Source organism: Rhodococcus marinonascens NBRC 14363, assembly GCF_001894885.1.
Taxonomy (GTDB): Bacteria; Actinomycetota; Actinomycetes; order Mycobacteriales; family Mycobacteriaceae; genus Rhodococcus_F; species Rhodococcus_F marinonascens.
In genome coordinates, this window is record NZ_BCXB01000015.1 from 1 (window position 1) to 12,335 (window position 12,335).

At 65.5% G+C, this 12,335-nt stretch carries 11 protein-coding genes; 9 read left to right on the forward strand and 2 right to left on the reverse strand.

Features of this window, described 5'->3' with window-relative positions:
• Positions 1-352: 352 nt before the first annotated feature.
• From RM2_RS12680 to RM2_RS12720, 9 genes are all read left to right on the forward strand, one after another.
• A complete protein-coding gene (locus RM2_RS12680; protein WP_245813890.1) occupies positions 353-1,327 on the forward strand; it encodes a beta-propeller fold lactonase family protein in 975 nt (324 codons plus the stop codon).
• Between the two features lie 284 nt (positions 1,328-1,611).
• On the forward strand, positions 1,612-2,760 hold the full coding sequence (locus RM2_RS12685; protein ID WP_072689929.1) for an XdhC family protein: 1,149 nt from the start codon (positions 1,612-1,614) through the stop codon (positions 2,758-2,760).
• Positions 2,761-2,942: 182 nt separating this feature from the next.
• Positions 2,943-3,875: an FAD binding domain-containing protein gene (locus RM2_RS12690; RefSeq protein ID WP_072689931.1), complete on the forward strand. Its 933-nt coding sequence runs from the start codon at positions 2,943-2,945 to the stop codon at positions 3,873-3,875.
• A 2-nt stretch (positions 3,876-3,877) separates the two neighbouring features.
• Positions 3,878-4,420 carry a (2Fe-2S)-binding protein gene (locus tag RM2_RS12695; RefSeq protein WP_072689790.1) on the forward strand — a complete coding sequence of 181 codons (543 nt, stop codon included), beginning with the start codon at positions 3,878-3,880 and terminating at the stop codon, positions 4,418-4,420.
• Positions 4,417-6,819 carry an aerobic carbon-monoxide dehydrogenase large subunit gene (locus tag RM2_RS12700; RefSeq protein WP_072689791.1) on the forward strand — a complete coding sequence of 801 codons (2,403 nt, stop codon included), beginning with the start codon at positions 4,417-4,419 and terminating at the stop codon, positions 6,817-6,819. Before RM2_RS12695 ends, RM2_RS12700 begins: the two co-directional genes overlap by 4 nt.
• Before the next feature lie 30 nt (positions 6,820-6,849).
• Positions 6,850-7,743 carry an XdhC family protein gene (locus RM2_RS12705; RefSeq protein WP_072689933.1) on the forward strand — a complete coding sequence of 298 codons (894 nt, stop codon included), beginning with the start codon at positions 6,850-6,852 and terminating at the stop codon, positions 7,741-7,743.
• On the forward strand, positions 7,740-8,627 hold the full coding sequence (locus RM2_RS12710) for an AAA family ATPase (protein ID WP_072689792.1): 888 nt from the start codon (positions 7,740-7,742) through the stop codon (positions 8,625-8,627). Before RM2_RS12705 ends, RM2_RS12710 begins: the two co-directional genes overlap by 4 nt.
• Positions 8,628-8,639: 12 nt before the next feature.
• On the forward strand, positions 8,640-9,284 hold the full coding sequence (locus RM2_RS12715) for an SRPBCC family protein (RefSeq protein WP_072689793.1): 645 nt from the start codon (positions 8,640-8,642) through the stop codon (positions 9,282-9,284).
• Complete coding sequence (locus RM2_RS12720; RefSeq protein ID WP_072689795.1) at positions 9,281-10,498, forward strand: vWA domain-containing protein; 1,218 nt, start codon at positions 9,281-9,283, stop codon at positions 10,496-10,498. The genes RM2_RS12715 and RM2_RS12720 overlap by 4 nt, the downstream gene beginning before the upstream one ends.
• A 347-nt stretch (positions 10,499-10,845) precedes the next feature.
• Here RM2_RS12720 and ligD read toward each other — a convergent pair whose 3' ends face one another.
• Together ligD and RM2_RS12730 are read right to left on the reverse strand one after the other, a co-directional pair.
• Complete coding sequence (ligD, locus tag RM2_RS12725) at positions 10,846-11,817, reverse strand: non-homologous end-joining DNA ligase (protein ID WP_072689797.1); 972 nt, start codon at positions 11,815-11,817, stop codon at positions 10,846-10,848.
• A 67-nt stretch (positions 11,818-11,884) separates the two neighbouring features.
• Positions 11,885-12,268 carry a PAS domain S-box protein gene (locus RM2_RS12730; protein ID WP_072689798.1) on the reverse strand — a complete coding sequence of 128 codons (384 nt, stop codon included), beginning with the start codon at positions 12,266-12,268 and terminating at the stop codon, positions 11,885-11,887.
• Between the last annotated feature and the right edge of the window lie 67 nt (positions 12,269-12,335).

Below are 12,335 nucleotides of genomic sequence, written 5' to 3' on the forward strand. Positions count from 1 at the left end.
TTAAGGCCTCACGTGCAGTGTCGGCCCGTGGGTGTCGGCCCGTGCATAACTCAGTCCGAGCAACGTGATCCGATCGCAGCGATCGTGCACTCCGGTCGCGGGAGACAGGATCTCGCATGTTCGTACAGGAACTTGTGCACCACGGAGTACTAGGCGGAGTCAACCCGGAACGCCGGGATCCGAATGCTCGATGATACTTCGTGTGTCCTTGTGGCCGTCAGGATTTCGGTGGTTTTGAGTCGGAATCGGCATCCGGTTGTTAGCCTCCGGTGGGCTGGTGTTCGGTTCCGACCGCCGGTTCCCGAAGTGACGAAGGTTGATCCGGTTTGTTCCTCTGAGTCAGGAGACGAATGTGAATCAGCACGATACGATGCGCCGCCACCGAACGGTCCAGGGGCGCGCCCAGCGTCTGTTGCTCGGATTGACGGCCACCGCCGCGATGGTCCTCGGTATTGCCGGGATGGGGACGGCGACCGCGGCAGCGGATACCGTCATCGGCACCATCACCGTCGGGGCCGCCCCGCTGGGGGTGGCGATCACCCCTGACGGGTCCCGCGCCTACGTCACCAACAATGTCGGCAATTCGGTGTCGGTGATCGACACCGCCAACAACACGGTCGTGGGCGCGCCCATCCCGGTAGGGACCAACCCGATCGGGGTGGCGATCACCCCGAACGGAACCCGCGCCTACGTCACCAACTTTGGAGGCGGCACGGTGTCGGTGATCGACACCGGCACCAACATGGTCACCGCGACCGTCCCGGTCGGGACCAACCCGTTCGGGGTGGCGATCACCCCGAACGGAACCCGCGCCTACGTCACCAACGCCACCGACGGCACGGTGTCGGTGATCGACACCGGCACCGACATGGTGGTCGGCGGCCCCATCCTTGTCGGGAACGGTCCGCAAGGGGTGGCGGTCACCCCGGACGGGTCGCGCGCCTACGTCGCCAACCGTGATGGCACCGGCACGGTGTCGGTGATCGACACCGGCACCGACATGGTGGTCGGCGGCCCCATCGTGGTCGGGCCCGACCCGGAAGGGGTGGCGATCACCCCGGACGGGTCCCGCGCCTACGTCACCAACGCCACCGACGGCACGGTGTCGGTGATCGACACCGGCACCGACACCGGCATCGAGACCGTCCCGGTCGGGACCTTCCCGTTCGGGGTGCCGATCGCGCCGGACGGTTCCCGCGCCTACGTCACCAACAATGGCGACAACACGGTGTCGGTGATCGCCATCGGCAAGTGCACCGGATCGTTGTGCTTCGACTTCGGTTCGGGCACAGGCTCAGGCAGCGGCTGGGGCAGCGTTTTCAGCTGACACCCGCACCCTGAAACCGGATGAGGCCGCCACCTCGACAGTTGCGGGTGGCGGCGTCATTTCGGTTCGTTGACGGCTCTCGGCGGCGGGCCCGATGCCCCGAGGTACCAGCCGCACTCGTCGATCGTGATCCGTGGGGTCACTACCGGATCGCCGGGGTCGGTGCGACATCCGTATCCGCTCGCGCCCGTGGACATCGAGGTTCCCGGCTCCTGAGCCAAATCTGCCTCTTCGGCAATAGGCTGAAACCAAGCGGGTGTCGGACTCGGCTGGGAAGGATGCTGATGCGCGACGTGTTGGCAGATCTGTTGCAGGTGTGGACTGCAGGTGGAACGGCGGGGGTCGGAACCGTGGTCCGCACGTTCCACTCGGCACCGCGACCGGCCGGGGCATCGATGGTCGTGGCACCGGACGGGAGCGTCTCCGGGTCGGTGTCGGGTGGGTGCGTCGAGGGAGCCGTCTACGACTTGGCCGCGGAAGTCACGGCTTCGGGAGTGCCGGTATTGCAGCGGTACGGCGTCACTGACGAAAATGCGTTCTCCGTTGGTCTCACCTGCGGTGGAATCATCGACATCTTCGTCGAATCGGTATCGCGTGACAGTTTTCAGGAGCTGGGCGGGGTGGCCGACGACGTCGAGAATCATCGCCCGGTCGCGGTGGCCACGGTGATCTCACATCCCGATGCGGCGCGGATCGGGCTTCGGTTGGTCGTTCATCCCGAGGATGTCAGCGGCTCGGTGGGCTCGGCCCGTGCCGATTCAGCCGTCACCGACGATGCCCGTGGCCTGCTCGCGGCGGGTGTCAACACGGTGCTGACGTACGGCACGGACGGGCAGCGTCGTGGTGAGGGTATGGAGGTGTTCGTTGCCAGCTATGCGCCGAGGCCGCGCATGCTGGTGTTCGGGGCAATCGACTTCGCGGCTGCAGTGGCCCGACAGGGCGCATTCATGGGATATCGGGTGACGGTCTGCGATGCTCGTCCCGTGTTCGCGACGACATCGAGGTTCCCGACGGCGGACGAGGTGGTCGTCGACTGGCCGCACCGCTATCTCGCTGAGCAGGCCGAGGCCGACGCGATCGACGGCCGGACGGTGATCTGCGTGCTCACCCACGATCCGAAGTTCGACGTCCCGTTGCTCGAGACGGCGCTGCGCCTGCCCGACGTCGCGTTCATCGGAGCCATGGGATCACGCCGAACCGACCTGGACCGGCGCGAACGCCTTCGCGAGGTCGGTCTGAGTGACACCGAACTTGCCCGGTTGTCGAGTCCGATCGGACTGGACATCGGTGCCCGGACGCCGGAGGAGACAGCCGTGTCGATCGCGGCCGAGATCATTGCCCACCGGTGGGGAGGCACCGGACGCCGGCTTGCGGAGTCGAGTGGCCGGATTCACCACGAGGAGCCCGTCGGCTCCCACGTAGATCCAGCCTGACTTCGAACGACACGAACCTCCGGAATCCTCATTTTCTTACCAAGACAGGGCATTCCGGCGGAACGACTCACTTCGCCCCTCTGCGGGATCAGCGCGTGCCGGATGTGGAGATTCTCCTGGGCTTGACGGGCAACCGGTTCTTGCGCAGTCTGAAAGGATCCCCCTTTGTGAGGAAGGCCACAATGCAAGTTCCAGGGAATTTCGAGTACGAGCGTGCAACGGGCGTCGAAGACGCCATAGGTCTGCTCGATCGACTGGGCGACGAAGCTCGACTGGTGGCGGGCGGTCACAGTCTGCTTCCCATGATGAAGCTCCGCCTCGCCAACCCTGAGTACCTCATCGACATCAACGACCTCGAGGGCGAACTCGGGTATATCACGACAGAGCCGAAGAAGATGCGAATCGGCGCGATGGCACGGCACCGTCGGCTTCTGGAATCGGACGAACTCGCGGCGGTGTTTCCCGTGTTCCGCGACGCGGAGAAGGTGATCGCCGATCCGGTGGTGCGCAACCGGGGGACCATCGGTGGATCGCTGTGCCAGGCCGATCCAGCCGAAGACCTCACGACGGTGTGTGAGGTACTCGACGCGACGTGTGTGGTGCGAGGCCCCCGCGGGCGCCGCGAGATCCCCGTGTCCGAGTTCGTCGTCGGACCGTATGAGACAGCGCTTGCGCACAACGAGATGCTCATCGAAATCGTGATACCGGTGCGCAGCCACAGTTCGAGCGCGTATGCCAAGGTCGAACGGCGAACCGGGGATTGGGCGGTAACGGCGGCCGGATCCGCTGTCACCGTGGAGAGTGGTGAGATCGCACGTGCGGCAGTCGGTCTGACGGCGGTCTACCCGGAACCGTCCGGGCTCGTGTCCGTCGCTGACTACCTCGTCGGTAGCTCCCCGTCCGAGGAGACCTTCGCGCAGGCCGGACGCCTCGCCGCGCAGGCCTGCGAGCCTGTCGGGGATGCGCGGGGCACGGCCGACTACAAACGTCATCTCGCGTCAGAACTCACGATCCGCACACTCCGTACAGCGGTCGACCGGGTGCTCCGCAGCAACGTCGGGCACGGTCCGACCCAGGAAAACGTCGGGCACGAGCCGACTCAGGAAGAGGCATAGCCATGCAGGTGAAGATGACCGTCAACGGGGAGTCGGTGACCGCCGAGGTGGAACCGCGCATGCTGTTGGTTCACTTCCTCCGCGACCAACTCGGTCTGACCGGGACCCACTGGGGGTGCGACACCAGCAACTGCGGAACCTGCGTCGTCACCGTGGACGGCGATCCGGTGAAGTCGTGCACGATGCTCGCGGCGATGGCCGGCGGACACGACGTCCGCACTGTCGAGGGTCTCGAGCAAGGCGGCGAACTCGATCCGGTCCAACAGGGTTTCATGCAGTGCCACGGACTGCAGTGCGGGTTTTGTACCCCGGGAATGATGATGACGGCACGGGCTTTGCTGGACGAGAACGAGAGTCCGGACGAGGCCACCATCCGGGAAGCGATCTCCGGGCAGATCTGTCGTTGCACCGGTTACACCACGATCGTGCGCTCGATCCAGTGGGCCGCAGAGCACCGTCAGAATGGGGCCGCCGAGTCCGAGCAAGAAGCCGAGACACCGGGCGCGCCGATCACAGCCGATGAACACGCGGGAAGTGCGTCATGACCACAGTCGAATCACGTCCGCCGTTAGACGGCGCCGAACTGGAAGACAACGACAAGAAGCCCTGCGGCCACGGCCGCATGCTCCGCAAGGAGGATCCTCGGTTCATACGGGGACTCGGCAACTACGTCGACGACATCACCCTCCCCGGGATGCTGCACCTGGCGATCCTGAGGTCACCAGTCGCGCACGCGAAAATCGTGAGTATCGATACCAGTGCGGCGCAGGCGCATCCGAAGGTGATCGCGGTGGTGACTGGCGCCGATCTTGCCGCGAAGAACCTCGCATGGATGCCGACGCTATCCAATGATGTGCAGGCCGTCCTCGCTACCGACAAGGTGCGCTTCCAGGGCCAGGAGGTGGCGTTCGCCATCGCCGAGGATCGATATTCTGCCCGGGACGCGCTGGAACTGATCGACGTCGAGTACGACATGCTCGATCCCGTCGTCGATGTCCGCACGGCACTGTCCCCGGACGCCCCCGTCATTCGCACCGACCTCGAGGGCAAGAAGGACAATCACTGTTTCGACTGGGAGACAGGCGACGCCGAGGCTACCGAGGCCGTGTTCGCGAAAGCGGACGTTGTGGTGAAACAGGAGATCGTCTACCCCCGAGTGCATCCGGCGCCGATGGAGACGTGCGGCGCGGTGGCGGACGTCGACCGGGTGTCCGGCAAGCTGACCCTGTACTCCACCTCTCAGGCCCCGCACGCACACCGGACGCTCTACGCCCTGGTCGCGGGTATCCCGGAACACAAGATCCGGGTGGTCTCCCCGGACATCGGCGGAGGATTCGGGAACAAGGTTCCGATCTACCCCGGGTACGTGTGCGCGATCGTCGCGTCGCTCGTGACGGGCAAACCGGTGAAGTGGATGGAGGACCGCAGCGAGAACCTGATGAGCACCGGATTCGCACGCGACTACATCATGGTCGGCGAGATTGCGGCGACGTCCGAAGGGAAGATACTCGCGATCCGTACGAAGGTGCTGGCCGACCACGGGGCGTTCAACGGCGTGGCGGCGCCCGTGAAGTACCCGGCGGGATTCTTCGGCGTCTTCACCGGTAGTTACGACATCGAGGCCGCGCACTGCGCGATGACGGCGGTGTACACGAACAAGGCACCCGGCGGCGTGGCATATGCCTGTTCGTTCCGCATCACCGAGGCCGTCTACCTGGTCGAACGCCTCGTCGACTGCCTCGCGTTCGATCTGAAGATGGATCCCGCGGAACTTCGGCTGAACAACCTGCTGAGGCCGGAGCAGTTCCCCTACACCAGCAAGACAGGGTGGGTGTACGACTCGGGCGACTACGAGACCACCATGCGCAAGGCCATGGACCTGATCGGGTACGAACAGTTGCGGGGGGAGCAGAGGGAGCGCCGGGAGCGCGGTGAACTGATGGGAATCGGCATGTCGTTCTTCACCGAAGCAGTCGGTGCCGGGCCTCGGAAAGACATGGACATTCTCGGACTGGGCATGGCGGACGGATGCGAACTGCGCGTGCACCCGACGGGCAAGGCCGTGGTGCGGTTGTCGGTGCAGACTCAGGGACAGGGCCACGAGACGACGTTCGCGCAGATCGTGGCGGAGGAACTCGGGATTCCGCCGGAAGACATCGACGTCGTGCACGGCGATACCGACAACACGCCGTTCGGACTCGGTACGTATGGCAGTAGGTCGACGCCGGTGTCGGGGGCGGCCGCGGCACTGGTCGCCCGCAAGGTGCGAGACAAGGCGAAGATCATAGCGTCGGGAATGCTCGAGGCCTCGGTCGCGGATCTGGAATGGGAGAAGGGCGAGTTCCATGTGAAGGGCGATCCCTCGGCGAAGGTGACCATTCAGGACATCGCGATGCGGGCGCACGGAGCGGGCGACCTGCCGGAGGGCATCGAGGGCGGGCTCGAGGCACAGATCTGCTACAACCCCGATAATCTGACGTATCCCTACGGCGCCTACTTCTGCGTCGTCGACGTCGATCCCGGCACTGCCGAGGTGAAGGTGCGGCGGTTCCTCGCCGTCGACGACTGCGGCACTCGCATCAACCCGATGATCATCGAGGGGCAGGTGCACGGCGGAATCGTCGACGGTATCGGTATGGCTCTGATGGAGATCATCGAGTTCGACGAGGACGGCAACTGCCTCGGCGGGTCGCTGATGGACTACCTGATCCCCACCGCGCTCGAGGTTCCGACACTCGAGACGGGCTTCACCGTCACGCCGTCGCCATATCACCCGATCGGCGCGAAGGGCGTCGGCGAGTCCGCGACCGTCGGATCGCCTGCAGCCGTGGTGAATGCCGTCGTGGACGCGCTCGCCCCGTTCGGTGTCCGGCATGCCGACATGCCGCTAACCCCGTCGCGAGTATGGGAAGCCATGCAGGGCCGTGCGACTCCACCGATCTGAGTCGTGTACATCGAATCGGCAGGAGGTCTGATGGATCTGAAAGAGCATGTGGCGCAACTGACGCGCGACCGCAGGCCGTTCGTTCACGCCACCGTGGTGCGGGCGCAGCAGCCGACGTCCAGCCACTCCGGCGACGAGGCGATCCTTCTGCAAGACGGGTCGATCGAGGGCTTCGTGGGCGGTCAGTGCGCGCAGAACTCGGTGCGCCAGGCGGCCTTGGCCGCGCTGGAGACCAACGAGAGTGTGCTGCTGCGCGTCCTTCCGGACGGCGCCGTGCATTTCCCTGAGACGCCGGGCGCGTCCGTCGTGGTGAATCCGTGCCTGTCCGGCGGCGCCATGGAGATTTTCCTCGAGCCACAATTGCCGCCGCCGCTGGTGAGGATCTGTGGGTCCACGCCGATCGCGAATCATCTGGTGGGTATGTCCGCGATGTTGGGATTCGACCTCGAGCGAGACGACGCCGACATCGAGAGCCTCTCCGGTACGACGGCGGTGGTACTCGCCGGTCACGGTGGACCCGAACCCGAGATCATCCGCGCGGCGCTCGATGCCGGTGTCGGGTATATCGGCCTCGTCGCCAGTCGGGTCCGAGGCGGGGCAATCCTCGACACTCTAGGTCTGACGGTGGCCGAGCGGGCTCGGGTACACACCCCCGTCGGTCTGGACATCGGCGCCAAGACTGCGGCCGAGATCGCGGTGTCGATCGCGGCGGAGTTGGTGAGAGAATTGCGGATCGGCGGACTCCGCGTTCCGGCGGCCGAATCGGCCCAGCCGGCGGTGGCGACCGAGGCGATCGATCCGGTGTGCGGAATGAGTGTGGTGGTTGGTGCGGACACTCTGCACCTGAGCCGAGGCAACGAGGACTTCTGGTTTTGCTGGCCAGGTTGTCGAGCGTCGTTCGCGCAGGCGGGGGGAGCGCTATGACGGAGGTTTTCGAGGATGTGGCGGATGTGGTGCGCCGCTTCGATCTCGAGGACTATCTTCTCGACCTCGGTACCGCGTCGGCGCTGTATCTCGCGACGGTGCTGCGCCGTCCGCTCCTACTCGAAGGGGAACCCGGGGTCGGGAAGACTACCGCAGCCAAGGCACTCGCCAATGTACTTGGTGCACCCCTGATTCGATTGCAATGTTACGAGGGCCTCACAGCAAACGAGGCACTCTACGACTGGAACTATCAGCGGCAGTTGCTCACCATCCGGTTGGCTGAATCGCGGGGCGACGGACTCACGGAGGATGACCTCTTCACCGAGGATTTTCTGCTGCAACGTGCGATTCTGCAGTGTGTGAGGTATCAGGGCCCGACCCCGCCGGTGCTCCTGATCGACGAAATAGATCGAGCCGATGACGAATTCGAGGCTCTTCTCCTGGAATTCCTGGGCGAGGCATCGGTCACTGTCCCTGAGTTGGGAACGTTCACCGCCGAGCATCACCCCGTCGTCGTGTTGACGTCCAATCGGAGTCGAGACTTGCATGACGCCCTCCGCAGGCGCTGCCTGTACCACTGGATCGACTATCCCGAGCCCGCGCGGGCCGCCGCCATCGTGCGTCGCACTGTTCCAGGGGCCGAGGCGCTCCTCATCGAGCACGCCACTCGATTCGTGGGCCAAGCACGCGAACTCGATCTCGACAAGCCGCCCGGTGTCGCGGAGACGATCGACTGGGTTTCAGCACTCGCCGCGCTCGGTGTCGCCGATCTGGTCAAAGACGACGCGGTCCGGAGCCTGAGTGCGCTTGCCAAGACCCCGGACGATCGCACGACAATCCAGGACTCTTTCGCCGACTACGCGCACGGCCTGGACACACGATGAGAGGCACGTGAGATGAAGATCGCCCACGAATTCACCGTCAACGCACCGATCGACAAGGCATGGGCGGTGCTCAGTGACCTCGACGAGGTCGCCCCGCTGCTACCGGGGGCACAGATGACCGGGCGGGAGGGGGACGACTACCTGGGCAAGGTCAAGGTGAAGGTCGGTCCGGTGACGAGCGAGTTCAAGGGCAAGGCCGCCTTCGTCGTCCGTGACGAGAAAGAGCATCGCGCTGTGATCGACGCGATCGGCCGGGATTCACGGGGCTCGGGCAACGCGTCCGCGACCATCACCGCGCAATTGTACGAGGTGGACAACGGCACCCGGGTCACCGTGGACACCGACATGAAGATCGTCGGCAAGCTCGCGCAATTCGGCAGCGGCATGCTCACGCAGGTGTCGGAGAAACTTCTCGGACAGTTCGCGCAGTCGCTGGAGGCGAGGTTGACAGACGGAGCCGTTGATCGGGCGCAACCGGAGGCAGAAACGGCCGTCGGCACCTCCACGCTCACCGCCGTCCACCCGGTAGCCGAGCCGGAACCGCTGGATCTGCTCGAACTTTCCGGTGCCGGGACGTGGAAACGCTTCGCCCCTATTGTGGTCGCCGTGCTGGCGGGAATCGTGGTCGCCGTGCTGGTCGGCCGCCGAGGGCGATGACCGCTACGGGCATACTGCGAGGAGTCGATCTGGCAGCGTTCGCCGTGGCACTGGTCGCGAGGCTTCGATCCAGCGGAGTTGTCGTCTCTGCAAGTGGCCCAGCTGTTTTCGTGAAGTCTCTACATCTGTCGCCGCCGACCTCCCGGGCACCGCTGTACTGGTCGGCGCGTCTGACTCTCGTCAACCGCGTGGACGATCTCGCCGCCTTCGATGCGGTTTTTTCCGCGGTGTTCGACGACGCACTCGTGTCGCTGGATCCGATTGCGCGCCGCGCGGCGCCGGCACTGGAGACGTCGCTGGCCGGTATCCGCGACGGCCGCCACCGGGCAGACGAGGCCGAGGACGTCGACGGTGTGCCGTGGGTGACCCGGCCGACGATGACGGGCGGCGACGACGGATCCGGCGATAACTTCGACGATGCCCTCACCTCTGTGCCGGACACCCTACCCAGCCGTCTCGTGGCACGTGCGGAGGAACCCTTCGCGCGGTTCGACGCCGACGATCTCCGACTCCTCGGATCATGGCTGGAGCGGGCCACTGCGCAGTGGCCGCGCCGCCGTACCCGCCGCCGCGAAGTGCATCGCCGTGGTCGCCGTATCGACTTGCGCGCCACCATGAACCGGTCGAGGGCCACGGGATGGGAACCGGTGGTTCTCGCGAGGTCCCGTACCCGTACCCGCCCGCGGCGCATCGTGATGCTCTGCGACGTGAGCCGATCGATGCAGCCGTACGCGGCGATCTATCTGCACCTGATGCGGGCGGCCGTGCAGCGGCAGACCGCAGGCAGGCCAGAGGTGTTCGCCTTCTCTACGTCCCTGACGCGACTGACTCCGGTGCTGGCCCATCGCAGTGCCGAGACCGCAGTCCGGAGGGCGAACGAGAAGGTGGCCGACCGGTTCGGGGGCACACACATCGCCGGCAGCCTGGGCGAACTGCTGTCTTCGCCGTACGGTAATGCGTTACGGGGCGCGCTCGTGGTCATCGCCTCAGACGGGTGGGACAGCGACGACCCGGACCGTCTCGCACACGCGCTCGTGCGCGTGAGGCGTCGGGCGCACAGTGTCGTCTGGCTCAACCCTCGCGCTGGCGACCCCGACTTCCGGCCGCTCGCGGGATCCATGGCGGCTGCGCTGCCCTTCTGCGATGCCATCCTGCCGGCGCACTCGCTGTCCGCGCTCCGCGACGTGTTGGAAGTGATCGGCCGGGTGGGATGAAGGCTGTGGATTTTCCGACCGAAGGGCCGGGCGATTCCACGACCGAAGGGCCGGGCGATTCCACGACCGAAGGGTGGGGCGATTCCACGACCGAAGGGTGGGGCGATTCCACGCCCAGGGTGCCTGGCCGCAGTCGCGTCTGTCCTCGAAGCTCAAAGGGACGGCGACACGATTCCGCGACTCACCGGAGGAACTCGCAAGTCGGGCACGAGAACACCATGACCACCACGCCAGCCGCCTCGGTAGGCGCTGTAACAGTCCCTGAATGCGAGATGCAAGCGTCGGCCGTACGGTCGGGGCTTGCGTCGCGTTGACGTCGGGCGCGCCGGCGACCTCGGTCCCGATTGCTAGTTCTCTGCACCACCGGGTTGGGGGTGGCCTTTGGCCTCGTCGCGTTCGGCCCATTCCAGTAGCTGCTCTATCGAGTACACCGCATCGTCGATCCCTGCGTGCAGGTCGCCGAGTTCCGCGAAGCGCGCGGGCACGGTCGCGATGGTGAAATCGTGGGGAGTCACGTCGTCGATTTCATCCCAGGTGACCGGGGTGGACACCGTCGCATCGGGCACACCCCGCACCGAGTACGCGGAGGCCATGGTGTGATCGCGGGCGTTCTGGTTGTAGTCGACGAACAACTTGTGTGGATCGCGGTCCCTGCGCCACCAGGCGGTCGTCACGTCCTGTGGTGCCCGGCGCTCGACCTCGCGTGCGAAGGCCAGCGCAGCCCGCCGGACGTCGCCGAACCCCCAGTCAGGCCGGATCCGGACGTAGATGTGCATGCCGCTTCCGCCCGAGGTCTTCGGCCAGCCCGTCGCACCGAGTTCGTCGAGTAACTCGCGCACCACCCCGGCAACGCGCTGCACCGTGTCGAATCCGCACTCGGGCATCGGATCGAGATCGATCCGCCACTCGTCGGGACGTTCGACATCGTCGCGGCGCGAGTTCCACGGGTGGAACTCGACTGTGGACATCTGTACCGACCAGATCACGTCCGCCAGATGTGTCACGCACAGTTCGTCGGCGTGGCGGTTGTAACGCGGAAAGTTCACCCGCACCGTCTGCACCCAGTCCGGCGCACCGTGCGGCAATCGTTTCTGGTGGACCTTCTCGCCACTCAGCCCGTCCGGGAAACGGTGCATCATGCAGGGCCGCTCGCGCAGCGCGCGCACGATGCCGTCGCCGACGCTGAGATAATAGTTCGCGAGATCGAGCTTCGTGGCGCCGGTGGCGGGGAAGTAGACGCGTTCCGGATGTGAGATCGGCACGATCCGGTCACCGACCTCCAACTCCACCGCGGGAGACTTGCCCGTGCCGGCTGCCATACCGCCAACCTAATCCGCCCCCGATCACCATCGGGCGGTTTCGCGGTGAAGCGAACGGAGGAGCGGATCACTCGAAGAGAGGTGCGCGACCACTGTTCCACAATTGCTCGGTGACGTCGTGAAAGCAGACGAGCGTCACGGGGTCGTCGCTTCGGCGCAGGATGGACTGGCTGACCAGTGCGTGAACGGTGGATCCGTCGGAGTGGACGAGCCCGACCGGTGCGGTGGCGCAATCTTGGAGGTATTCCACCGCAGCCCGACCGGTGGTCGTTTCATCGAGGACGAGGATTTCCGACACCGAGCGTCCACGAAGTGATTCGAGTGAACGTCCCAGCATCTCCTCGAACGCGGTGTTTGCGTGGACGACGGTCCCGTCGTGCTCCACTGCCAAGACAGGGATTGGCAGGCGCTCAAGCAGGACCAGAGCCGGTAGTTGTTCGAGGTAGCCCATCGCGGTGTCCGGGAGAGGCTGCCGCCTCTCCCCGTATTCTCCCGCTGCGCTCACTGACCTATCCTTT

What these genes read in the sequence shown, in the direction of transcription:
- RM2_RS12730 (WP_072689798.1), bottom strand. Translation starts at nt 12,268, where the DNA reads ATGGGCTACCTCGAACAACTACCGGCTCTGGTCCTGCTTGAGCGCCTG.
- RM2_RS12685 (WP_072689929.1), top strand. Translation starts at nt 1,612, where the DNA reads ATGCGCGACGTGTTGGCAGATCTGTTGCAGGTGTGGACTGCAGGTGGA.
- RM2_RS12720 (WP_072689795.1), top strand. Translation starts at nt 9,281, where the DNA reads ATGACCGCTACGGGCATACTGCGAGGAGTCGATCTGGCAGCGTTCGCC.
- RM2_RS12690 (WP_072689931.1), top strand. Translation starts at nt 2,943, where the DNA reads ATGCAAGTTCCAGGGAATTTCGAGTACGAGCGTGCAACGGGCGTCGAA.
- RM2_RS12710 (WP_072689792.1), top strand. Translation starts at nt 7,740, where the DNA reads ATGACGGAGGTTTTCGAGGATGTGGCGGATGTGGTGCGCCGCTTCGAT.
- RM2_RS12695 (WP_072689790.1), top strand. Translation starts at nt 3,878, where the DNA reads ATGCAGGTGAAGATGACCGTCAACGGGGAGTCGGTGACCGCCGAGGTG.
- RM2_RS12705 (WP_072689933.1), top strand. Translation starts at nt 6,850, where the DNA reads ATGGATCTGAAAGAGCATGTGGCGCAACTGACGCGCGACCGCAGGCCG.
- RM2_RS12715 (WP_072689793.1), top strand. Translation starts at nt 8,640, where the DNA reads ATGAAGATCGCCCACGAATTCACCGTCAACGCACCGATCGACAAGGCA.
- ligD (WP_072689797.1), bottom strand. Translation starts at nt 11,817, where the DNA reads ATGGCAGCCGGCACGGGCAAGTCTCCCGCGGTGGAGTTGGAGGTCGGT.
- RM2_RS12700 (WP_072689791.1), top strand. Translation starts at nt 4,417, where the DNA reads ATGACCACAGTCGAATCACGTCCGCCGTTAGACGGCGCCGAACTGGAA.